The sequence below is a fragment of the Halobacillus sp. B23F22_5 genome, from assembly GCF_043497085.1.
Classification (GTDB): Bacteria; Bacillota; Bacilli; order Bacillales; family Halobacillaceae; genus Thalassobacillus.
Window position 1 is genome coordinate 1 of sequence record NZ_JBIEKI010000008.1, and the last position, 22,330, is coordinate 22,330.

Genomic DNA, 22,330 nt, shown 5'->3' on the forward strand with positions numbered 1-22,330 from the left:
CAGTGTTTTTGGATTGATGAATTTGTATAGTGAAAGTTAAGGTTATGGTTGGAAAAATATTGAAAAAGAGATCGGTCATAACTCTCTTTTCGCAACACTCATTGTTAGCTTGACGGTTATGGGGAAATTGCGAGACTCCAATGGGAGCATAGTACATGGTGAGATCCCGCAGGGCTTTAGCCCGAGGAAGCTCACCGTACGCCCATGGAAAGCGAGTGATTTCCTGGACCTCCAAACGCTCCCACCCGTAATGGAAACAGTTTCTCTCGAAACTGAGTCTTCAAGTAAAGGGAGCTTAATTGTAAAATCAACACTTGAAGCCAAGCTAAAAGCCGTCTCTTGCGAGACGGCTTTTTAAGGTTCGATCATTAGTGGATGGTCCAGAACATTATAAGATTCATCTTTATGCTTAATCTCATTACCTTCCTTGAAAACCTGTTCAAAGAATCGCGAAGCAGGTTCTGCCAACGTCCGGTAATAATCACTGAACAAAGAGGCTGCATGGTTGCCCAGCCATTTCTTCGGCAGTAATTCTTCCGGCAGACCCGGATCCACGAATAGGAATTTACGGTATTCATGCACCAGACTTGTACGTTCCACAAAGCACTCTGCATCCGTCATTTCCCCATTTTGAATCTTATTCCGGTCGATGATGAACTTCTGACTGTAATAGGAAATGAACTCCTGATACTTCTCGTTGATCTCTTCTAAATTCCAGCACTTCTCCACCAGTTTCGCATCGTCATTAGGGCCTTTATACTCGGAAACAAAGAATTCGACGTAAGGTTCAATTTCGTATTTTTCAACTAGATCTTTGACCTGTTTTTCTAAATCATTCGGAGAAATCCACGTAGAGGTCGACATGGCTCCGAAACCGCTCCACACCAATTCTTTCCGGAACTCATCACGGGCGTTTCGCTTCGTTTCCGGAATGGTATACATTAACATTCGCCATTTGCCATCCCATTCCGCCGGCTTGAATTTGAAAATCCGGTCTGCGGCTTCTTCCATCCGGTTGACACCACGTTCTGTCAAATAATAATAACTTTTGTTCCCTTTTTTCGTAGATTCTACCCAGCCTTGTTTATACATGCGGGAAATTGCTGCGCGGACAGCCTGTTCATTATGGCCGAATTCTTTGAGCAGGCTGATTAAACTGCCTATCCAGATTTCGTTTCCATAGTGTCGGATATAATCCCCGTACAGGGTGAAGATCATTGACCGTGTATTCATGCCCATTCGCTTAACCTCTTTCTTTATCATCTATGATGAAATACTATAATTGTCAGAAAATAATGTTACCATAAACATGACGTTTTCGCAACGAAGTCCTGAAGTGACGTCACTAGGAAAGAGCCTATTTTTATTCATTCTTCGGGGATTGGTCTGCATCTTGCGGGACTTCCGGACGGAACCCGTTCTTCAATTCACGGATACTGTAACCCATATCCATCTGAAAGTGCGGATAATCTTTGAAACGGCGCCAATCTCCGCCCCAATCGAACCCTAGATCCTTGGCTATTGCCACGACTTCCATCCAATCCGATTTTCCGTTACCATTCCCGTCATATTCCGTATCCCATATCACTTTTTCATTTTTATTGCGTAAAGCAAAATCAATCGCTAGTCCATAATTATGATAAGATTCGCCACCTTCCGCATAGGTGACGATATTACCTTCTTCAGACCTTCCACGCTCATAAATCGCTTCTTGCTCTTCAATGGTACGGAACCCTTCGGTGATAACTACTTCAATTCCTTTTTCTTCCGCTCTGGCAACTAACTGATCGCGCTTTTCCGCCACAGTCGGATGGAGTTTGGTTGGCATCGGGTCATCTCCTTCCCTTTTCGGGAAATCGAACTCCACTTCGTCTTGCTCCAAATAAAAAACAAAAAATAGCACGATTGCCAGGAATATGATCAAACTCCCGATCATACTGAGGAATTTTTTAATCAATTCATCCCCTCATTTTTTTATAATTTCCAGATGATAGTTATATGTAACATGACTCCTTCTTTTATTTCAAATCATAGGCTCCTGGCAGGAGAGTTTTCATGAATATTGCAGGAATCTACATATTTTTACAGAATTAATTATTATCTAGTTTTAACGGGGGATATGTACATGACAGAGAAGGAAAACAACAGAAGCAAAGTTCAAATTGTGATGGCAGGGGCTATCATATTAGGGTTGTTCATCGGCACCCAATTTTTCATGGGTGACCCGGTGATGGATTCATCCATTCCGGATACAGAAGCAGAAGATAAGAAAGAACCGGAGATAGACTTACCCGCGCAATGGGAAGAAGTAGATTCTAAAGACGAAGTTTACGAGCACTATGAAAAATACATCCCTGGTATAAAAACCGCGAATGACCGGGGACTTTTCCAGGAAATCGATCAGACGCTATCCATTACCGACCATGACGGTGAAGTTCATTTGGATAAAATATGGTTTTCGAATCAGGCAACATTTTTATTTTACAGTTTAGATTTAAAAGGATTAGAGCAACTTTCCAGCAACTATCATGATATCGGTTTGAACCGTATGACAGTCGAATCCCTTGATGGAGAGCTTTTCAGGCATCCGCCATCTCTGCATTCGGCATTTTCTGCTGAAGCAGTAGTACATGATAGAAAAGTATTCCTGATGGCCACAGCCAGTCCTTTCCGGGATGATCAAGGGCAACCCATCGAGAAGATGAGTGAAACGGTATCCGTTGATTTTAACCTTAAACTTCCGGACAGCGCCTATAAAACCGGTGAAACCACCTTACAACTCGAATATGACCTGAAAGATAACCTGATAGCTTCGATACCAGTAAACAAGACATTAAACCTGGATGGCACTGCCCTTCAAGTGAAAAACATCAATCTTGATGTAATGGCAACAAAGATTGAATTTTCTCTTGCCAAGAACCAGGACAATCCAGCCCAATTGGAAGGAAAATTAAAGACAGGGAATAGGGAAGAATCTTTCCGTGCTTATTTTGACCCTTTGCGTCAAAATGACCAATCCCAACAAACGGAGTTTATTGCCCATACCAGCCCGTATACAGAAGTACCCGAGGAGATGACACTATCGATTGTCCAAAGCAGTACCGTCAGTGATCAATCATTCACTTTGGAAGCAGATGTTTCCGATTATAATGATGACTGGATAAAGGATGAAGATACTCCCTATCGATCTACCAAATTAGATAAAGAAGATGCTGTAAAAGTAGCCGAAGTTTTCCAGACAGAAGTGCTATTGGATCAAGTCGAATATATCAAAAAAGATGGAGCTCAGTTCACCATCCGCTACCAGCCGCTTAATGAAGAAAATACCAGTGAGTATTTATCCGTAGAATCACCAAGTTTTGCGAGCGAAAATCCATGGATGGATACTAATATCGAGGTAGAAAATGAGAAGAAAGAAGACCCTCTCTATTCCGGGGGAAATATCATGATGAGAGAAAAAGATAGCTATACTTTCACCATCCCCGATTCCTATCTCCTCAGGTCGGAGAAGCTATTCATCACAGTAAGTGATCTGCTGCGCACCAAAGAAGTAAATGAAACAATTACAATAGATATGAATAATTAATCACTATGAAGCTGTCAGGGCTGCATGATTCAAAAATAAAATACCTACTAATATGACGCCCTTCGTCCGAATACTATTATTATTCAGTAGGAGTTTTTATCTTAACAGAAGGGCGTTGATCAAAAATGTCCAAAGATTGGCATGCAGCTGCTAGCGCATTATCCAATATTAAAGTCAGTTCCTCTCCTGGCAATGCTCCCGTAGCAATTCAAGGAAACTCAAAGCATTTAAAGTGCATAGGTGTCGGGACAGATGCGGCTGTATTCCGGCATAAAGAAATGCCATCACTGGCATTTAAACTTTATGCTGATGATAAGCTCTATAAAAAAGACATCGAACAGCAGGTTTATGAAAAGCTTAGCGACATACCAAATCTATCAAAATTATATGATACGGGAGACCGCTATCTTGTTTTACGTTATGAAGAAGGACCAACCTTATATGATTGTCTGTTACAAGGCATCCATATACCATTACAAGTCATTCAGGATGTAGAAGAAACAAGAAACCATATTAAGGAGTATGGCCTGAACCCAAGGGATATTCACTTGAAAAATATTCTTTTGCAAAATGGCCGGGCCAAAATTCTAGATGTTTCTGAATATATCAACCCGGGCAACGACTACCGCTGGGAGCACTTAAAAAAAGGTTACGATGCATACTATCATTATATTGACGGGAAGCCTGTTCCTTTTTGGCTGCTGGATACGATTCAAAAATGGTACAATCACTCAACCAAAGACGTGGACACAATAGATGATTTTATGAAAAAGATAGCAAAGCTTACATTGTTTTGGAAATAGCATATAAAGAGGGCTGGCGCACTCCGGTGCACCAGCCCCTTTTATAGTCTTCTTTGAACTATCCTTTCTCTTTTGGAGTAAGAGATTTTCCTTTATCCTTGATACGTTTCCTCTTCTTTTCTTTCGCCATTTCCTTACGTGCCGCCTTGTAAAATGACGCTCCCATAAATAGGACTACGACCGAGAATGGCAGGGCAGCAATAATCAGCACATTCTGAAGACCCTGTGTTCCGCCAAAATAGACAATGATGGCAGCCATCGCTGACAATGTCAGACCCCAAATGATTTTGACGGCACTCGACGGATTCAAAGACCCCCCGGCGCTTAACATGCCAAGCACAAATGTAGCTGAATCAGCAGAAGTGATAAAGAATATAGCAATAACAAAGATAGTGATGAACGACATCAGCGCTCCTAAAGGATATTGTTCAAGCACTCCGAATGTGGCTGTCTCCATGGCAAACTTAGAAATTACAGCCATTCCATTTTGCTCTAAATTCAATGCTGACACTCCAAATACAGCAAAGAAGATAAAGCATACCAGAGAAGGAACAACCAATACCCCAAGCATGAACTCTTTGATGGTACGGCCTCTGGATATCCGGGCAATAAAAATCCCAACAAATGGTGACCAGGAGATCCACCAGGCCCAGTAAAAGATTGTCCAGGCATTGATCCAGGATCTGTTTTCTTCATTCAAAGGTGCGATCCGGAAACTCATATCAAAAAAGTTGGTGATATAACTTCCGAGCGTACTTGTGAACATATTCAAAATATACAAGCTTGGTCCAACTATGAATAATAATATCAGCAATAAGAAGCCGAGCCCCATATTGATGTTGCTTAAGTACTTGATCCCTTTATGAATTCCTGACCAGGCAGAAATGATGAATAGTGCTGTTGCTACCGCTAATATCAGTAATTGAAAGCCATAGTTATTCGGAGTATTAAAAAGAAAGGCCAAACCTTCGTTAATTTGAGCAGAGCCAAAACCGAGAGTCGCTGCGACACCAACTACAGTAGCAAATACTGCTAAGGTATCAATCAGCTTCCCAGTTATACCTCCCATGCTCTTCTCACCGAACAACGGAACCAGTGTAGCACTGATCAAGCCAGGATATCCTTTATGAAATTTAAAATAAGCAAGAACCAAAGCGACTACGCCGTACACTGCCCAGGCGTGAACGCCCCAGTGGAAAAAGGAATATTGCAGCGCATCCTTGATAGCCTGATCTGAGCCTGTTTCTGCAACAGGGGCACTTTTAAAAGCATGGGAGATCGGTTCCGCAGTTGTCCAAAAGACCATTCCCATTCCCATCCCTGCACTGAATAACATGGCAAACCAGGTTGGTAAGCTGAAGTCAGGACGTTCATTGTCTTTTCCAAGTCTGATTTTACCGAAACGGGAAAAAATCAAATAGACACAAAAAACTAACATCAGCATAACGATTAAAAGATAATACCAGCCAAACACATTCGAGATATAGCTGGTTACGTTACTGGAAACCGACTCTAAATGATCCGGAGCAAAAACTCCCCAAAGCACAAAAGCCGTACAAATCGTAATAGAATACCAAAAGACCAGTGTTACGTTTTTCATAGCTCCTCCTCTTAAATATGTAATCAGATTCCGTAGTGATATAGCCTTATATACATACCACCATTTCACCCAAATAAAACGATTACATAAAAATAATAGGGTAAGAATAAGAGCTTTAGCTGTAACAAAACTTCTTATAAGTGCCCCAGGTATTGATCCATTTCCTTTGGAAGTGATGCCAATGCTTGTTCCTGAACATAGTATCCGGATTTTTCTGCTGCTATAAGCCTGGCAGACTTCAGGATTTTCAGGTGATGATGGACCGTTGTTTTACCCATCTGCAATTCGGTGGTCAACTCCTGGAGCGAACGAGGTTGTTCACTGAGCATTTTCATGATCTTCAACCTAACTTCATCCCCTAGTGCTTTATATTTTAATACGAGCATCTGGTTAGGGATATAGTTGTCCTCCGGATGCAGGCTTTCATTTGCAACTGGATAGTAAAAGACCTTTACTCCTTCCAAATCAGCTTCCACATTCCAGGGACGATAGGTGTATTGAGGAATCAGTAGAACTTTGTATACGCTTGGCTCTGGCAAATAGCTTATGCCATTTGTCGCCCACTCTACAAAAGATTCGGAGCCGAGCTTTTTCATCATTCGTTGCTTGTCTTCCACGTCTCGTTGCAAAATAGCATGCAGCTCATCTTCCTCAGGTTTAATCACCGTCTCAAACCATCCTGTCATTACACCTGCGAGATGGCTTTTCAACTCGTCTGCCTCTACTTTACAAATAAACTCAATATACGTGGGGAAGAAAGGATTATTAGACGTATAGTCCTTTAACTGATCGATCGCTTCCCCTGCTCCTGAAGCAGCCTTTTCCCTCAAGTCTTGTTTATCTTGACCTAAATAAGGAATAGAAAGATATCTGATTTCTTCATCCGATAGATTTTTCAGATACGAAATGAAAGCATTTAAGTCCGTTGTATCGCTCGCATGTAATAATTGCAACAATGCTTTCCAGGTATTGTTTTTTTCTACATATTCCAGGTGGTCGTTCATTTCTTTTGATAAAGAAGCTTTAATCGTTTCCCAATAACTTTGAGGCTGTTCCAATGTTTGAATCAATGACTTATTTGTTATTGCCGCTATTCCCAATGCGCTTTCCCATAACAACGAACACTCCACTTCCACACGGTAAGTTTCCCGCTCCTTATTACTTGTAGAAAATAATTCCATATTTATCACCTCGCTCTTATTCTATATGTATAGAATTCATAATTCAATACTTTTAGAATTATTTGTTTAAAAAATTTAGAATATCTATTTTGCCACAAAAAAAAATGAACGCCTGTTAACAGCGTCCATTTACTTGCTGATGTTTTCAACCCTGCCTCCAAACTCCTGCGAAAAACGATTTGCCATCGGCTCAATCACCCCAAGGTTCCACTCTTTGCGTCTATTATTATGTATGTCTATCCAGAGCCTGGATTTCTTCGGCCAATAGGTTATTTCTAAGACGCCCGTTTCATCTTGTTTCTTGATATGCCAATGTACAGAACCCTTTTTAGTACTTAGTGTCGTTTTTTCAGAAATGATGAGGTCAAAATCAGATACGATCGCTTCGATTTCCTCACTTACTACATCCTGATCTAGTAGTTTAACCTTATGTAGCTTAGAATCTATAATTTCATAAGTGATCAGTTGATTCACCTCCCCTTAATTATCCTCCTGTAGTTATTTCACCTGGATGCTTAACCAAATTTTAACACATTTTTTAGAGGAGGTTTATAAACTACCCCCCACATAAAAAACTGGCATTTATTTCTAAGTCACTTTCCCTTATTTATAAGGGTTAAAAATTCCTATAGAGATAGGTCATTTTATTGATTTTGGAATATCTGAGTGGAAGATTATTGAATTTATATTCATAAATATAGTTGAATATTTATGAAGGGAGAGATTTACATATGCAAAAAATAATTATTCGAGCGCTCTTGTTGGCAATTATTGTTATGGGTTCATTAGGTATTGCTTCAACAAAAGAAGCTTTGGCAGACCAGCAGAAACAAAGTCCGTTTAATTCGGAACACTATGATTATGTTACTTATGAAAAAATAGTGGAACACCTGAAAAGCATTGAAAAAAACAGCAACCGGGTATCCTTGGAAGTCGTGGGACAATCGACGGAAGGACGTGACATTTACGCTGTTACGATCAGTGACCCGGAAGCCAAAGGAAAATACGGCAAAATCCAGGCACTAAGAAATAAGATGTTCAAAAACCCGGAAGATGCACAAAAATGGGTGGACAAGCATCCAGACTTCAAGGTCCCGATCATGATTGATGGATCTATCCATGGTAATGAGTTCGTCGGCTCTGATGCTGTTTTGAAGCTGATTGAGCGTTTTGCTTTTGAAAACGATCAGGAGACAAAAGAGATTTTAGAAAATAATATCCTGATTTTCAACGCCATCGTAAACCCTGACGGTCGTGTAAATGCCACCAGGTATAACGCGGAAGGAATCGATTTAAACCGTGACTATATTACGCAATCCCAGCCGGAAACAGAAGCATCGGTGAAGCTGCTTACAGAGTGGAACCCGATGGTTTTCCTGGATTTACATGGATATGTCAATTATTCAGATGAGAAGCCTGGACTAATCGAGCCTACTACCCCACCACATAACCCCAACTATGAATATGACTTATATTCCAAGTGGGCACTTGACCAGGCAGAAGCGATGGAAGCAGAAATTGTAAATAATAAAGAAAGTTATGAAACTGACTTCTATCAAAATATTGAAGGTGTACACATTCCCGCCCGCGATGCAGAAGCAGGCTGGGACGACTATCCGCCTATATTCGCACCAATGTACGCGATGTATCATGGTGCGTATGGAGCGACAATCGAAGCCCCATCCAATACTTGGGATGGCGTAGAATGGCAAATTAATTCCGTTATGGGCGCTTTGAAATTTGCTACGGAAAATAAAGATGAGATGATCAAAGATCAGATTGAAATTTTTGAAAGAGGCATCAATTTTCAGCACCCTGATCATGAGGAAGGGTTTTTCCCGGAAGCTTACGTGCTTCCAACGGATGAAGACGATCCTAACTCCACGCTTAAAGCGATCGAGCATTTACAGCAGAATGATATTGAAGTAGAAAAAGCAAAGCAAGCTTTCACTCTGAATGGGAAAACTTATGAAGCTGGAACGTTCATCGTTTCTATGAATCAGGCAAAAGCCGGTCTTGCAAACACCATCCTCTGGGATGGGGAGGATATCAGTGATGATACTTCCGCTATGTATGATATTTCCGCCTGGAGCTTCCCAGAGTTATGGGGGTTCAAAGCAGTACCAGTTCAAGAAGAATTTGATGTTCAGTCCGTCGTTGTCAATCAAATTAAAGCAGATGGAGAACTTTCAGGCAAAGGTCCTTACCTGATCCCAAATAGTTCAACAGAAGCTGTTTCCCTTGTAAATGAGCTGCTTCAAAGTGGAATGACCGTCTATAAAGATACCAATAGTGACTTTTATGTAGAAAACCGTCCTGGCAGCGACCTTCGTGCGCTCGTCAAAGATTCAAATATGAAATTGGAAACGAAAAAAATCCCCGTCCAGGCGGAACCCTTGGAAAGTATTGAAGTCGCAATCTTAAAAGATGGAGGTATTTGGAAATCACAATCTCATTCCGGAACTAAAATCGCTCTTGAAAAGTTAGGGTTTGAGGTTAATGAAATCAGTCCTCAACAAGTAGCGGAACAAGGATTGACCGGCTATGATGTGTTCGTCTACAGCGGAACCGAAAGTTTGATTTCGTATCAGCTTTCAGACGCCAACAAGCAATTCGGTTTAAAGAATGCTCAGCAATTCGAAACTTTCCAACAGCAGATAGACGACTTTGTGACAGATGGCGGAAAATATATTGCTGTCGGAGCCGGTGCATCTAAAGCTACAAAAACAATCGGTCTTACAGATGCTGCTATTGAGACCGGACCACGTAATAGCAATGGAATTGTGAAAGTGGAGTATCTGGATTCTCCCTTAACTGCAGGTTACAGCAGCAACGATATCGGTTTTGTCTACAATCCTGTATGGTACACTAATCTAAGTGATCAGACGGTGGCAGCCTCTTTTGCAGAAGCTGACTTTTTCCAGGCAGGTTTCTGGAAAAATAGTGAAACAGCAGCCGGTGAAGCTGTTATCATTCAGGAGAAAGATAATGATGTGACGTTGATCGGGTTAGAAGCTGGATTCCGCGATCATACTTATTATCTCTATCGTTTGCTTTCCAACACAATTTTTGAATAACGATTGGGACCCTCTCGAACTGGAATTCGAGAGGGTCTTTCTATGAACATGGTAAAGGCATGACAGAAGAAACATTTGTTTCATAAATCCTTTGAACACGCTTTTTATCCCCATAAAAAAACGTGACCACCGATTGTTTAGTTGAGTTTTGCTTCAGATTCCCCTACGATTGACTTAATTCAATATCAGAAAGAAGGACACGTATGAAAAAGACGTCTGTACTCACCTTTTTACTAAGTCTGGCCACTGGGCTTTTTGTATTTTTATTTAGACCACGAAAAGCCCGGGCTCCCATCGTACATCATGATCCAGCTATGTACCCAGGTACAAATTTAACAATTTCACCTGGTGATTTGTTATTTTCTCCAATTGGTCAAAGTGAATCGAAGTACGTTGGCCACGTGGGAATAGTAAATCTCCACAAGGAAGTCATCCATTCGATACCATCCGGTCTCATGAAGGATAGCATAAGCCGCTATTTTCAAAAATTCCGTTCGATATCGATCTATACTCCAAATGAACCGGAAGTCGGAGTAAAGGCAGCCGATTACCTGGAAGAACTATATAGAAAATATCCGACAGCTGCATACCGCATCATGACTCCGCTCGGCAGTAAGGACCATGAGCAGTATTGTTCAAAAATCGTTTGGCAGGCCTATTATTATGGGGCTGGGGTGAATTTAAAAAATCTTTCCCCTTCCAGAAAAGCCATTCATCCGGAATGGCTGAAAGACAGTACTTTTTTGACTCGGAATGCTAAAAACCTATAATCCCTCCCACATAAATTTCCTGAACTTGCTAAAAATAAGGAAGAAGTTATGATATGGAGGGAAAAATATGCAAAATCAAAACCAAATGAATCAAACCCAAATGAACGGCAGCCAGCAGGTTTCTTCCAATATGCCTCCCAATATGAGTCACGGAGGGCATGAACTTTTTGATGCTCACGAAGTCATTGGCGGAGTTATAGGTATGCTCGATCAATATAAAATTTTCGAGCAGAATATTCAGGATCCAGAGTTAAAAGACATTTTGACTCGCCAGGCAAATTTCACTACCGAGCTTTATAACACAATGACGGAAAGCTTCAAGACAGGCCAAAAACCATCTCAGTCCACCCATGTGTACAAAATGACTCTAAACAATGATGTGGTTTATGGAATGAAACCAGGGCAGCCAAAAAAACCTGCTCAAAATCCGACAGAACTGACTGATGCCGAATACTCTTCTTTCATGCTTGGTCAAGTAAAAGGATTGGCATCGACCATGGCGATGACTGCGCTTGAAATGACGAATCCTGTGTTGCGAAGAGTCGTTGCTGATAGTGTGCCTAACTTAATTGAAATGAGCTACGAGTTGTTCTTATATCAAAATAAGCACGGCTATTACCAGGTTCCACAGCTTGCCCAGCAGGATATGACGCAGATGCTGCAAAGCTATGCGCCGGCTCCGCAACAACCATTGAATTAACGTAAGAAAAGCGCAAGCGCCCTGATAGACACGACACGCATAAGCAAAACGGCTGGAGGAAGGTGTCCTTCCCTTCTGCAAGACGGGTTGCTTATGTCGCGAGTGTCTGGGTGCTGGAGCTGGCCAACATTCCGCGGAAGAGTCCGAGTTTTATACTTTCTTATTTATCGAAAAAAAGGCTGCCTGAGTGGCAGCCTTTTTGATGATAATTAAGTCTGACGGCCGATGATTTGTCGTTCAGACCAAATCATCTGGTATACGGCAGCATTCTTTAAGCATCTAACCCTTAAAATGATAACTTGGTGCGCCGGTGACCTCTGTGGTGACTTTGAACAACCCACCTGCCGATGGAAACTTCCTCAAATCTTCCTCCTCCATGCCGACACTGGCAGTGGTTATATACAACTCGTTCATTTCCTTACCGCCAAACACGCATGAAGTTACATTCAATGCAGGGACAGGAATCGAACGCAATTGCTCTCCTTTATCAGGATTCCAGACAGATAGTTTAGATCCACCCCAGTGAGCAATCCATAAGTTGCCCTCTGCATCTATCGTCATGCCATCAGGCTTCCCTTCACCATCTGGTATTTCTACAACTATCGCAGGATTGGTAATAGCACCCTGGTGTTTATCATATTCATATCGGACTACCTGTTTTGTCGGTGTGTCAATAAAATACATATAACGGTGGTCCGGTGACCACGCAATTCCATTGGAAGTACTGACATGGTCGACCTTTTTTTCTACCTTTAGATTTGTATCCAGACAGTACAACGCACCGTTTTCCTGGATGCCGCTATAGCTCATTGTTCCAGCCCAAAAACGCCCTTCTGGATCACACTTACCATCGTTGAAGCGGTTTTCGGAAACACCCGCTTCCGGGTCAGTGATCTGCCGGGTTTCCCCCGATTCTAAATCCAATGAATAAAATCCCTTTTCCATAGCGGCGATAGCTCCACCAGAATTCCTTGGGACCACTGCACCTACCCGCTGATCCACATGGATTTCACTATTTTTTCCGTGTTCAGGGTCGTAAATGTGAACTTTTTTTCCTTCGATGTCAACCCAGTAAAGCACCTGTTGTTCACTATCCCAGCTTGGTCCTTCTCCTAAATACGCTTTCGCATCCAGTACCAATTCTACATTTCCGATCATCTTCATTCCTCCTTACCGTTCAATTCCCCTTCTACCAATAAAAAAACAACCCCCGGTATTACCTTATCAGGGGCTGTCAAATGCTCAATTTTAATTAACCATCCGATCTTTATCTTCCCAGAAAGATTTACGGATAACGACTTTTTGTATTTTACCTGAGGCGGTTTTCGGCAGCTCGTCTGTGAGAGTGACACTTTTGGGTGCTTTGAAATGGGCCAGCTTTTCCCTGCAGAACGCGATGATTTCATTTTCACTCAAAGTCTCTCCCTCTCTTAGGACAACGACTGCGTGAGGCACCTCACCCCACTTTTCATTCGGTACGGCCACGACAGCTGCTTCGAGGATAGAGGGGTGTTCGTAGAGGGTCCCTTCTACTTCAATCGAAGAAATATTTTCACCACCGCTTATGATGACATCCTTCTTTCGATCGACGATTTCGATATTCCCGCCTTCATCAACTACAGCCATATCACCGGTATGCAGCCAGCCATTGCGGATTGTTTCGTTTGTGGCTTCCGGATTCTTATAATACCCTTCCATCATGCCGTTGGTACGAGTAACAATCTCCCCAATCGCTTTTCCATCATGTGGGATCTCTTCACCAAGTTCATCGACAACTTTCACTTTACTGCCAATCATCTCATAACCAGCTTTAGCCTTCAGGCGGTACCTCTCTTCTGCCGGACGATCAAGATCCATGGAACGCAGTTCAGAAGTGGTAATCAGCGGAGATATCTCAGTCATGCCGTATACCTGGATAAACTTCCATTGCAAATCCTCTTCCACTTTTCTAACAAAAGCCGGAGGCGGAGCAGAGCCTGCGATAACAACTCGAACGTCCTGCTCCAAAACAGGCTTTTCTGCTTCGAATGCTTCAATGACCATATTCAGCACGGTCGGCGCCATATGAAGCACCGTAACGTTATGCTTCTTGATTTTTTCTAAAATTAATTTAGGATCTGTTTTGCGGAGCATGACCTGAGTCGCCCCATTGGCTGTATAGTAAAAAGGAGAACCCCATCCATTGACATGGAACATTGGTAAAACGTGAAGAAGCGTATCTTGATCGGAGACTCGTAGATGATGCATTGTTGACAGGGCATGGAGGTAATTCGCGCGGTGGCTTAGCAGCACTCCTTTAGGGTTACCTGTCGTTCCACTAGTATATAATAAGGACGCGATATCGGATTCTTCTAATTCCGCTCTTTCAAAAGATTCATTTGGAAAAGTTTCAAGCCATCCTTCATAAGCAAGACAGCCATCTTTTGCCTTGCCGTGAATGATGACCTGCTCTAAATTCGTCAACTCTGGCAACACTTCTTCTACTAATGGATATAAATCCTGATCCACAAATAATACCTTACTTTCACTGTGTTCCAGGATGAATTGATAATCAGCTGGCTTTAATCTGGTATTTAAAGGCGTCATGATTGCACCAACTTGAAAGACACCATAAAAGCCCTCCAGCATTTCGTTAGAATTTGGTGCCAGATAAGCAACTTTATCCCCTTTTTCTATCCCAAGCGCCTTCAGCCCCCGGGAAAGTTGATTGACTCGTTCATTCATTTGCCGGTATGTAAGCACCCGCTCATCATCGATGATTGCCGGCTTGTCTCCGTAAAGTTCAACTGCTCGATCTAAGAAATCAGTCAATACTAATGGTACATGCATCGCATCAGCTCTCCCTTACATGTGATTAAAGCGTTTACATCTTCTATTGTAATGATTTTACTGTTATATATCAACAACCTGATAAAAACAACTGTTATATTTTTTATTATCCTTTAGAAAAACTTGGCTTGTCGCCAAGTACTTATGGCGAAAGCCTTAGTATTTCTTATACTTTAATCCTTTAACAAAGTTAAACTTTCTTAAAGTGCATAGAAAAACACAAGCCTCCGCTTGTGTTCATCCAGCAATCTGATGTTTTAGAAACGAGTAAGCAGCCACTACTTATGTACGTATATTCTCTATAATCGTGGCTATGCCCTGACCAACCCCGACACACATCGTAGCCAGACCATACTGGACATCCTGTTTCTTCATTTCATGGACTAAAGTAGTCAAAATCCTTGCGCCACTTGCTCCTAACGGGTGTCCGAAAGCGATGGCTCCTCCATTGACATTTACTTTGTCCTCATCCAATTCCAACTGTTTGATGCATTCGAGCGATTGGGACGCAAACGCTTCATTAAGCTCTACTAAGCCAAAATCAGAGATTGATAGATTCGAACGCTTCAATGCTTTTCTGGTCGCATAAATTGGCCCCAGCCCCATCACTTTCGGTTCAAGTCCCGCTGTGGCAGATACAACATACTTAGCAAGCGGCTTCAGCCCTAATGTTTCTGCTTTTTCCCTGGACATCAATAATAGCGCAGAAGCACCATCGTTAACACCGGAGGCGTTCCCCGCTGTAATCGTGCCGCCGTCAAATAAAGGCCGGAGTTTACCGAGCTTTTCCAAACTGGTCTCCGGGCGAGGATGTTCATCCGTATCGACTACGACTACATTCCTCTTTCGGTCATGATAGGTGACCGGTACAATTTCCTCTTTAAAACGACCCGCTTCCATCGCCTGTTTCGCTTTCTGCTGGCTATTATAAGCAAATTGATCCTGTGCTTCCCTGGAAATCTGGTAACGCTCAGCTACATTTTCTGCTGTTTCCGGCATACTGTCGGTCCCGTATTCCCTGGCCAGCTTATCATTAACAAATCGCCAGCCGATTGTCGTATCGAACATTTCCTGATTACCACGAGGAAATTCACTTGCCGGCTTGGCCATGACAAATGGAGCCCTGGTCATGCTTTCCGTTCCACCTGCAATGAAAACCTCCCCTTCATTTGCCATAATTGCACGAGCTGCGTAATTGACTGCATCAAGTCCCGATCCGCACAAACGATTGACTGTCACGCCGGCAACATCTACCGGTAGTCCGGCGAGCAGCGCCGACATCCGGGCAACATTTCGGTTGTCCTCCCCTGCCTGATTGGCATTACCGAGCACGACTTCTTCCAACTCTTCGATGGGAACATCAGCATTACGCTCCAGCAGCGACCGGATGACGACAGCACCTAAGTCATCCGGGCGGACGTGCTTCAATGCACCACGATACCTTCCTATTGGCGTACGAACAGCATCTACGATGACGACTTCTTTCATTTCAGCACTTCCTTTTCCCGGTAATCATATACTCCGCGCCCTGTTTTCCTCCCTAACCTGCCAGCTTTCACGTATTGCTCTAACAGGGGTGCAGGACGATATTTCTCACCAAGTTTTTCATGCAGGTACTTCAAGTTGTTCAACCGGGCATCGAGCCCCACCATATCGCCCAGTTCAAATGGTCCCATCGGATAGTTGAGTCCCAGCTTGATCGCTTTATCAATTTCTTCCGGTGTTCCGACGCCTTCCTGAAGCATATAAAAAGCTTCATTTCCGACAAGCGTGCTGATTCTACTCGTTACAAACCCAGGAAACTCATTTACGACCACCGTTTCTTTCCCCATTTGTTCGGCTACATTACGAATCACTTCCGCTGTTTCATCGCTTGTCTCCAGCCCGCGTACAATCTCTACAAGCGGCATCTTATAAACAGGATTGAAAAAGTGCATCGCTATCAGCTTCTCGGGGCGTTTCGTATAGGAGCCGATTTCTGTCGGGCTCATCGTTGAAGTGTTGGTAGCGAAGTAACAGGTTTCTTTGGCATGCTGATCCACCGTTTCAAAAACCTTACGTTTGATTTCCTGCTTTTCCGGTACCGCTTCTATTACCAAATCGGCATCCGTGACAGCTTGTCCCAGATCAGTAGCATAGCCTAATAGTCCATGAGCCTGATCACGCTGTTCCGGTGTAATCTTGCCTTTTTCAATTCCTTTATGGAATACTTTCTCCAGTTCAACCTCTGCACTGGCAAGCTGTTCTTCTTTGATATCTCCAAGCACTGTCTCATAACCGCCCACGGCACTTACATAAGCGATCCCTCGTCCCATCACACCTGATCCGACGACTACTATTTTATTGATCACGATCTAACCCCCAGTAATCTATTATTCTTTATTAACAGACAGTATTTACTTTAACTCCTCCATATTCCACCCCGAAACTGTGATTACAACCTAAAGGAGAAGGCTGCCTCCAGGAGACAGCCTTTATATTTACTGATTTATCATACGCCAAGCGGATTGATTGGCTTGCTGCCGTAATAAGAGATGATACTCTTTGTCTCGGTATATAAATCAAGCGTTTCTACGCAAAGTTCACGGCCGAAACCAGACTGTTTATAGCCTCCGAATGGTGTGCCCGGGAATGCGGAGAATGGGCAGTTGACCATTACGATACCCGCTTCGATCTGGTTAGCTACTCGAGTTGCACGGCCATGATCCTTTGTCCAAACCGCAGAACCTAAACCATAATCACTGTCGTTGGCAAGCTTGATCACTTCTTTTTCATCACTGAACTTCATGACGACCACCACTGGTCCAAAAATCTCTTCCTGGACCACTTTCATGTCATGGTTGACATCCGTAATGATGGTTGGCTCATACCAGTGGCCATTTTCATAACCTTCCACTACCGCCGGCTTCCCGCCAGCCAATACAGTGGCGCCATCTTCAACCGCTGATTTCACATAGCCATCAATGACTTCCAGCTGTTGCTGGCTGATAATCGCACCGATGTGCGTATCTTTTTCGAACGGGTTCCCAAGGTTCAGCTTCTTCGTCTTCGCCACGAATTTTTCCATGAACTCATCATAGATATCTTCATGAACATATAAACGGGAGCGCGCTTCACAGGACTGCCCGGTGTTGTAGAAAATACCAAATAAGGAACCATCAACAGCTGCATCGACATCGGTATCATCAAACACTATGCTAGGAGATTTTCCGCCAAGCTCGAGCGTTACACGTTTCAAAGTCTCGGAAGCCTTTGCCATGATGTCTTTTCCGATAGGTGTAGAACCGGTGAAGGCCACCTTGTCGACATCTTGATGCTCCACTAAATGGTTACCTGCTTCAGAACCAGAGCCGGGAACAATGTTGACAACACCTTCCGGAACGCCGGCTTCGATACAAATTTCGCCCATTACAATGGCAGTCAAAGGAGTAAGTGACGCGGGCTTGACGACTACGGAACATCCAGCAGCAATTGCCGGAGCTACTTTCCAAGCCGCCATCATCATCGGATAGTTCCAAGGAATGATTTGGGCACAGACACCGACCGGCTCTTTTTCTGTATAGTTATGGAACGCACCAGGCATGTTGTTGACGGTACCGCGGTGACCGACAATTGCACCTGCATAAAACTCGAAATCTTCAATGGCCTGCATGACCTGTCCCTGCGCTGCTGATAGCGTCTTACCTGAATCAAGAATCTCTAACTCTACTAATTCGTTGAAACGGGAACGCATGATACCTGCGATTTTATTCATCGTACGTGAGCGCTTGTTGATAGGATAGCGCTTCCATTTTCCGTTATCAAAAGCGTTACGTGCTGCTGCTACGGCGCGATCGACATCTTCAATCGAAGCTTTGTCCACTTGCGCAATCGCTTCGCCTGTCGCCGGATTATGGATGGTCATTGTTTCACCTGTAGAACTCTCCGTCCGTTCTCCATTAATGATCATTTGGTAGCGATCACGCTTCATGTCCAACTGTTCTAATTTCTGTTCTTTTACTTGTGCCATAATGTCTCCACTCCTTTTTAAAATTTAATAAGCCTGATTATCTGGCTCAAGCGCCAGATTGTTGCTCTAATGCTTAATCATTCGCCAGGACCGCCGAATCAACTGCTTCGAAGGCTTAATTAACGTGAAAGAACGCTTATTTACCAACAAACTCTGGCTTGCGCTTCTGTAAAAATGCTTCGACGCCTTCTTTGTAGTCGGCAGTCAGCCCTGTAATGCGCTGTCCCTGGGCTTCTTTTTCCAAATACTCATCAAGATCCATCGTCCAGCTCTCTTTTAGGTTACGTTTGATCAATTGGATCGCTTTGGTCGGCATCGATGCCAACCTCTCAGCAAACTGTGTCACTTCTGTTTCCAATGAACCTTCCGGAACAACTCTTGTCACCAGTCCGAATTCTTTCGCTTCAGCAGCTGTGATTTTTTCACCGAGAATGGCTAATTCCAGTGCTTTAGCATGCCCGACGAGGCGAGGCAAGTAATATAGATTACCGGCATCCGGAATCAGTCCCACATGGATGAATGCCTCCACCATGCTCGCCTTTTCGGAAGCTATCCGGAAATCACAGGCCAGGGCGAGACTCATCCCGGCTCCTGCAGCTACTCCGTTCAGTGCTGCCACAATCGGTTTGTCACAACGCGCTATTTCTTTAATCATTGGACCGTAATTGGAACGAATGATATCGCCCAGGTTCGTATCCTCATTAACTTCTGATAAATCCTGCCCCGAACAAAAAGCGCGCCCTTCTCCGGTGATGACGAGGCACCTTACCGATTCATCTCCATTCGCCTGCTTAACAGCTTGCTGTACTTCCTTGTTCATTTGCCCAATGAAAGCATTGAGCTTGTCAGGCCGGTTCATCGTAATCCATGCGATGTTGTTATGTATCTGGTAGTTGATCGTTTCGAACATGGTATCCCTCCTCACTTCCCTTTGAAGTCTGGGCGCCGCTTCTCAAGAAAAGCGCTCATTCCTTCCTTTTGATCATCAGAAGCGAATAATAAATAAAAATTCTTCCGTTCCAGCTGCATACCTTCATCAAGCGGGTGATCGACGGCTTTGTCGACAGCCTCCTTGATTAACCGCAACGATAGCGGTGGTTGTTTTACCAGCCTGCGTGCAAATGCTTCTGTTTCCTCAAACAATAGTTCAGGTGCAGTCAGACGGGTTACTACCCCATAGTTATAAGCTTTCCGTGCACTCATTTTATCCCCTGTCCATAACCATTCCAGAGCTTGCGGTTTTCCTAACAATTTGGTCAGACGCTGTGTCCCCCCTGCGCCTGGCATCACCCCAATGTTCACTTCTGGAAAACCGAATGCCGCCGTATCTGCTGCAAAAATCATGTCACACGCCAGTGCCAGTTCGAATCCTCCCCCCAGAGCAAATCCGTGTACAGCACAAAGGACTGGCTTTTTCACTTTAGCGATCCGATCCCAATCCGCAAAAGGATTGTTCATCTCAAAATCGATCGGTCCATCTCCAGCCATTTCATCAATGTCAGCCCCGGCAGCAAATGCGCGGCCATTCCCACTTAGCATGATCACTTTCACATCATCACTTCGGTCGAACATTTCCATTGCTGAGATAACCTCTGTAACCATCCCCCGGTTCAGCGCATTAAGAACTTTTGGGCGGTCCAGTTGAATCGAAGCCACCTGATCTTTGACGCTTGTTCGGATGAATGTAAAATCACTCATCTACTTCTTCTCCAACCATCAAGGTGACATAATCACCCGCAAACCCCATTAAATCTTTCCCGGAAGCTTTACCTTCGTCCGTTTTCATCGCTTCCTGCAAAGCATCGTAGCTGTCATAATACATTTCGCACATCAGGTAGTATTTTCCTTCTCCACCCATCGGAGACCCTGTGACTCTCGTAACCTTCATTTCTCTTAAACCAGGTATTTTCGCTGTGATAGGCGCATGGGTGTTGAAATAATGTTCATCAAATTTTTCTTTGTCCTCCGGGTGTTTGTAGAGTGCGATCATTTTAACCATATTCCATCATCCTTTCCTGAGTTATTAAAAAGAGCTGTCTGACTTTCCCCTTATCCTGAGCCTTTCTATTACAATTACATCATGGTGGATACAGGCTTCATCGCTTCAAAAGGGTTCTTACATTGCTTGCAATATAAAATACTGCGGCAGGCGGTAGGGCCAAAAATGTTTTCCATGGTAGTGTATGTCGAATGACAATACGGACAATCAACATGCCATGCACCATCCGGTCCAGGTTTCTCAGGTGGAGGGGCTATCCCGAACTCCTTCAATCGCTCACGACCCTCCGATGTGATCCGCTCTGAAGTCCATGCCGGGTGGTAAATAAATGTCATATTTACTCTCTCCACCCATTCCAGCTCCAGTAGTTTGTTTTCTACGTTAGTCTTGATAATTTCCAATGCCGGGCATCCCATGAATGTGGGCAGCATCTCTACATGGACGGATGACTCTGCGATCGCTATATTTTCGACCATTCCTAAATCCAGCACGCTGACAGAATCGATTTCAGGATCTTTCACTTGCGCAAGCATTTCCCGAACAGACTGTTCTGAAGTTGACACCAGGCTCATGGCCACCCCTCCTTTCCTGTTTTTAATTACCAGCTGGCGACCGGATCTTGCTTGTATACTTCTCCCAACGTAGCGAGGGCACTGTTCAAGTCTTCCGTATGGACACCCTCTCGTCCGTTACCACGTTTTGCCTGAACGGGCGGGAGAGAAATTGGAAGTGACTCGAATACCTTATCCATCTCATTGTGCCAGCGCTGAGACAGCAATTTTTCCTCTTCAATCAGTCCTAGTGCAGCCATATCAGCCCCCTTTGGACCGAGCGTCAATACACCTTCCATATCCGCACATACTTTATCGATCGCATTTTTCATCCGTTCTGGCGCTTCACCTTTAGCAGTAACCAGCTGCGTGAACCACGTTTTCCAATGAAGCAGATGGTAGTATAATTCCATATTGATTTTCACAGCCGCGTCAGCCAGCGGCTGGTAGGAAGAATTCTTTAAAGACTCGATGCGAACTTTCTTTGCCTGGGCATAAAAATAATGACGAACTACCGCAAAAGCCCAGTCGTAGAGAGGCTTCTTCAGATAATGTCCAGGACCGTTGACCTCTTCCAGTAAAATCGCGTTTTTCCTCTGACCTGCTTCGCGGCCATGAGCAAGCGCATCCGCATCACCTTCTCCTAAATCTTCGAGAAGCTGATAGTAGATGGCCGCATGCCCCATCGTGTCCTGATTGATAGAAGAAAATGCCACATCCTCTTCAATATGCGGGGCGAGGCCAAGCCACTCTGAACCACGGAAAGCGATAATGAAATCATCATCCGCCAACTGATACAGCAATTCTGTGACGGCTGTCTTAAATTTAGGATCTGCTTTCGCTTCTTGAACTGAGTTCATTTTTTGCCGTCCCCTCCCCATGACAAGATTTCTTTCTCATCCAGAATATTTTGTTCATAGTGACGCCATTTTTTCTTCAAGTAGCCATACCCTTTTGTGTTGCGGTATTCTTTGTTATCCAGCCGCTGCAGCGACCCCTTTTCTTCCTGTGTCATTTTCCGGATATGTGAACGTTTCACTACCCAGATATCTGCGACAGGCTGCCTGCGCATGAAGTTTTCCTGCGCCATCACCAGAGCTATTTCTTCATTCGGAGCCAGCAGGCTGAACTGATGCTGCACCTGATCACCATTAGACTTACTGCTGAACACCTCGAATTCCTGATAAAACTCTCGCCCATTATTTGTCATATCCATCCCCCCGTC

At 43.8% G+C, this 22,330-nt stretch carries 22 protein-coding genes; 5 read left to right on the forward strand and 17 right to left on the reverse strand.

Features of this window, described 5'->3' with window-relative positions:
- The 3 genes from ACGTN9_RS11895 to ACGTN9_RS11905 all read right to left on the reverse strand — a co-directional run.
- On the reverse strand, positions 1-235 hold a 235-nt coding region (locus tag ACGTN9_RS11895), incomplete at its 3' end, for a hypothetical protein (RefSeq protein WP_499593051.1).
- 119 nt (positions 236-354) lie between these two features.
- The gene (gene paaX, locus ACGTN9_RS11900; protein ID WP_499593288.1) at positions 355-1,233 is read right to left on the reverse strand and encodes a phenylacetic acid degradation operon negative regulatory protein PaaX; all 879 of its coding nucleotides are present in this window, start codon (positions 1,231-1,233) and stop codon (positions 355-357) included.
- A 130-nt stretch (positions 1,234-1,363) separates the two neighbouring features.
- The gene (locus ACGTN9_RS11905; RefSeq protein ID WP_499593290.1) at positions 1,364-1,936 is read right to left on the reverse strand and encodes a M15 family metallopeptidase; all 573 of its coding nucleotides are present in this window, start codon (positions 1,934-1,936) and stop codon (positions 1,364-1,366) included.
- Positions 1,937-2,125: 189 nt separating this feature from the next.
- Here ACGTN9_RS11905 and ACGTN9_RS11910 point away from each other — a divergent pair, with 189 nt between their 5' ends.
- Positions 2,126-3,586 carry a hypothetical protein gene (locus ACGTN9_RS11910; RefSeq protein ID WP_499593052.1) on the forward strand — a complete coding sequence of 487 codons (1,461 nt, stop codon included), beginning with the start codon at positions 2,126-2,128 and terminating at the stop codon, positions 3,584-3,586.
- 125 nt (positions 3,587-3,711) lie between these two features.
- Positions 3,712-4,389: a serine/threonine protein kinase gene (locus ACGTN9_RS11915; RefSeq protein WP_499593053.1), complete on the forward strand. Its 678-nt coding sequence runs from the start codon at positions 3,712-3,714 to the stop codon at positions 4,387-4,389.
- Between the two features lie 58 nt (positions 4,390-4,447).
- Here ACGTN9_RS11915 and ACGTN9_RS11920 read toward each other — a convergent pair whose 3' ends face one another.
- From ACGTN9_RS11920 to ACGTN9_RS11930, 3 genes are all read right to left on the reverse strand, one after another.
- Positions 4,448-5,989 (reverse strand): BCCT family transporter, encoded by a 1,542-nt coding sequence (locus ACGTN9_RS11920; RefSeq protein ID WP_499593055.1) that lies wholly within the window; start codon positions 5,987-5,989, stop codon positions 4,448-4,450.
- 134 nt (positions 5,990-6,123) lie between these two features.
- Positions 6,124-7,170, reverse strand: coding sequence for an ArsR/SmtB family transcription factor (locus tag ACGTN9_RS11925; protein WP_499593057.1), 1,047 nt, complete (start codon positions 7,168-7,170; stop codon positions 6,124-6,126).
- Positions 7,171-7,299: 129 nt separating this feature from the next.
- A complete protein-coding gene (locus ACGTN9_RS11930) occupies positions 7,300-7,644 on the reverse strand; it encodes a hypothetical protein (RefSeq protein ID WP_499593059.1) in 345 nt (114 codons plus the stop codon).
- A 257-nt stretch (positions 7,645-7,901) separates the two neighbouring features.
- Here ACGTN9_RS11930 and ACGTN9_RS11935 point away from each other — a divergent pair, with 257 nt between their 5' ends.
- From ACGTN9_RS11935 to ACGTN9_RS11945, 3 genes are all read left to right on the forward strand, one after another.
- Complete coding sequence (locus ACGTN9_RS11935) at positions 7,902-10,247, forward strand: M14 family zinc carboxypeptidase (RefSeq protein ID WP_499593061.1); 2,346 nt, start codon at positions 7,902-7,904, stop codon at positions 10,245-10,247.
- Between the two features lie 203 nt (positions 10,248-10,450).
- Entirely contained in the window at positions 10,451-11,017 is a 567-nt protein-coding gene (locus tag ACGTN9_RS11940; RefSeq protein ID WP_499593063.1) for a YiiX/YebB-like N1pC/P60 family cysteine hydrolase, read from the forward strand.
- Positions 11,018-11,084: 67 nt separating this feature from the next.
- Positions 11,085-11,717, forward strand: a complete 633-nt coding sequence (locus tag ACGTN9_RS11945; protein ID WP_499593065.1) for a spore coat protein — start codon at positions 11,085-11,087, stop codon at positions 11,715-11,717.
- Positions 11,718-11,996: 279 nt separating this feature from the next.
- Here ACGTN9_RS11945 and ACGTN9_RS11950 read toward each other — a convergent pair whose 3' ends face one another.
- The 11 genes from ACGTN9_RS11950 to paaB form a co-directional block, all read right to left on the reverse strand.
- The gene (locus tag ACGTN9_RS11950; RefSeq protein WP_499593067.1) at positions 11,997-12,875 is read right to left on the reverse strand and encodes an SMP-30/gluconolactonase/LRE family protein; all 879 of its coding nucleotides are present in this window, start codon (positions 12,873-12,875) and stop codon (positions 11,997-11,999) included.
- A gap of 90 nt (positions 12,876-12,965) precedes the next feature.
- A complete protein-coding gene (locus ACGTN9_RS11955; RefSeq protein ID WP_499593069.1) occupies positions 12,966-14,546 on the reverse strand; it encodes a long-chain-fatty-acid--CoA ligase in 1,581 nt (526 codons plus the stop codon).
- Between the two features lie 282 nt (positions 14,547-14,828).
- Positions 14,829-16,034 carry a thiolase family protein gene (locus ACGTN9_RS11960; protein WP_499593071.1) on the reverse strand — a complete coding sequence of 402 codons (1,206 nt, stop codon included), beginning with the start codon at positions 16,032-16,034 and terminating at the stop codon, positions 14,829-14,831.
- Positions 16,031-16,897, reverse strand: coding sequence for a 3-hydroxyacyl-CoA dehydrogenase (locus ACGTN9_RS11965; protein ID WP_499593073.1), 867 nt, complete (start codon positions 16,895-16,897; stop codon positions 16,031-16,033). The genes ACGTN9_RS11960 and ACGTN9_RS11965 overlap by 4 nt, the downstream gene beginning before the upstream one ends.
- 140 nt (positions 16,898-17,037) lie before the next feature.
- Positions 17,038-18,555: an aldehyde dehydrogenase family protein gene (locus tag ACGTN9_RS11970; RefSeq protein ID WP_499593075.1), complete on the reverse strand. Its 1,518-nt coding sequence runs from the start codon at positions 18,553-18,555 to the stop codon at positions 17,038-17,040.
- A gap of 136 nt (positions 18,556-18,691) precedes the next feature.
- Entirely contained in the window at positions 18,692-19,465 is a 774-nt protein-coding gene (locus ACGTN9_RS11975; protein ID WP_499593077.1) for an enoyl-CoA hydratase-related protein, read from the reverse strand.
- A gap of 11 nt (positions 19,466-19,476) precedes the next feature.
- Positions 19,477-20,253: an enoyl-CoA hydratase/isomerase family protein gene (locus ACGTN9_RS11980; protein ID WP_499593079.1), complete on the reverse strand. Its 777-nt coding sequence runs from the start codon at positions 20,251-20,253 to the stop codon at positions 19,477-19,479.
- Positions 20,246-20,554 (reverse strand): EthD family reductase, encoded by a 309-nt coding sequence (locus ACGTN9_RS11985; protein WP_093045327.1) that lies wholly within the window; start codon positions 20,552-20,554, stop codon positions 20,246-20,248. Before ACGTN9_RS11985 ends, ACGTN9_RS11980 begins: the two co-directional genes overlap by 8 nt.
- A gap of 74 nt (positions 20,555-20,628) precedes the next feature.
- Positions 20,629-21,126 (reverse strand): 1,2-phenylacetyl-CoA epoxidase subunit PaaD, encoded by a 498-nt coding sequence (gene paaD / locus ACGTN9_RS11990; protein WP_499593081.1) that lies wholly within the window; start codon positions 21,124-21,126, stop codon positions 20,629-20,631.
- Between the two features lie 26 nt (positions 21,127-21,152).
- Entirely contained in the window at positions 21,153-21,965 is an 813-nt protein-coding gene (paaC, locus tag ACGTN9_RS11995; RefSeq protein WP_499593082.1) for a 1,2-phenylacetyl-CoA epoxidase subunit PaaC, read from the reverse strand.
- On the reverse strand, positions 21,962-22,315 hold the full coding sequence (paaB, locus tag ACGTN9_RS12000) for a 1,2-phenylacetyl-CoA epoxidase subunit PaaB (RefSeq protein ID WP_499593084.1): 354 nt from the start codon (positions 22,313-22,315) through the stop codon (positions 21,962-21,964). The genes paaC and paaB overlap by 4 nt, the downstream gene beginning before the upstream one ends.
- Positions 22,316-22,330: the final 15 nt, after the last annotated feature.

Bases quoted from the DNA above. Each gene is read 5' to 3' on its own strand.
- ACGTN9_RS11980 (WP_499593079.1), bottom strand. From the start codon at position 20,253: ATGAGTGATTTTACATTCATCCGAACAAGCGTCAAAGATCAGGTGGCT.
- paaC (WP_499593082.1), bottom strand. From the start codon at position 21,965: ATGAACTCAGTTCAAGAAGCGAAAGCAGATCCTAAATTTAAGACAGCC.
- ACGTN9_RS11960 (WP_499593071.1), bottom strand. From the start codon at position 16,034: ATGAAAGAAGTCGTCATCGTAGATGCTGTTCGTACGCCAATAGGAAGG.
- ACGTN9_RS11975 (WP_499593077.1), bottom strand. From the start codon at position 19,465: ATGTTCGAAACGATCAACTACCAGATACATAACAACATCGCATGGATT.
- ACGTN9_RS11935 (WP_499593061.1), top strand. From the start codon at position 7,902: ATGCAAAAAATAATTATTCGAGCGCTCTTGTTGGCAATTATTGTTATG.
- ACGTN9_RS11920 (WP_499593055.1), bottom strand. From the start codon at position 5,989: ATGAAAAACGTAACACTGGTCTTTTGGTATTCTATTACGATTTGTACG.
- paaB (WP_499593084.1), bottom strand. From the start codon at position 22,315: ATGACAAATAATGGGCGAGAGTTTTATCAGGAATTCGAGGTGTTCAGC.
- paaX (WP_499593288.1), bottom strand. From the start codon at position 1,233: ATGAATACACGGTCAATGATCTTCACCCTGTACGGGGATTATATCCGA.
- paaD (WP_499593081.1), bottom strand. From the start codon at position 21,126: ATGAGCCTGGTGTCAACTTCAGAACAGTCTGTTCGGGAAATGCTTGCG.
- ACGTN9_RS11955 (WP_499593069.1), bottom strand. From the start codon at position 14,546: ATGCATGTACCATTAGTATTGACTGATTTCTTAGATCGAGCAGTTGAA.
- ACGTN9_RS11950 (WP_499593067.1), bottom strand. From the start codon at position 12,875: ATGATCGGAAATGTAGAATTGGTACTGGATGCGAAAGCGTATTTAGGA.
- ACGTN9_RS11985 (WP_093045327.1), bottom strand. From the start codon at position 20,554: ATGGTTAAAATGATCGCACTCTACAAACACCCGGAGGACAAAGAAAAA.
- ACGTN9_RS11970 (WP_499593075.1), bottom strand. From the start codon at position 18,555: ATGGCACAAGTAAAAGAACAGAAATTAGAACAGTTGGACATGAAGCGT.
- ACGTN9_RS11910 (WP_499593052.1), top strand. From the start codon at position 2,126: ATGACAGAGAAGGAAAACAACAGAAGCAAAGTTCAAATTGTGATGGCA.
- ACGTN9_RS11905 (WP_499593290.1), bottom strand. From the start codon at position 1,936: ATGATCGGGAGTTTGATCATATTCCTGGCAATCGTGCTATTTTTTGTT.
- ACGTN9_RS11915 (WP_499593053.1), top strand. From the start codon at position 3,712: ATGTCCAAAGATTGGCATGCAGCTGCTAGCGCATTATCCAATATTAAA.
- ACGTN9_RS11945 (WP_499593065.1), top strand. From the start codon at position 11,085: ATGCAAAATCAAAACCAAATGAATCAAACCCAAATGAACGGCAGCCAG.
- ACGTN9_RS11940 (WP_499593063.1), top strand. From the start codon at position 10,451: ATGAAAAAGACGTCTGTACTCACCTTTTTACTAAGTCTGGCCACTGGG.
- ACGTN9_RS11925 (WP_499593057.1), bottom strand. From the start codon at position 7,170: ATGGAATTATTTTCTACAAGTAATAAGGAGCGGGAAACTTACCGTGTG.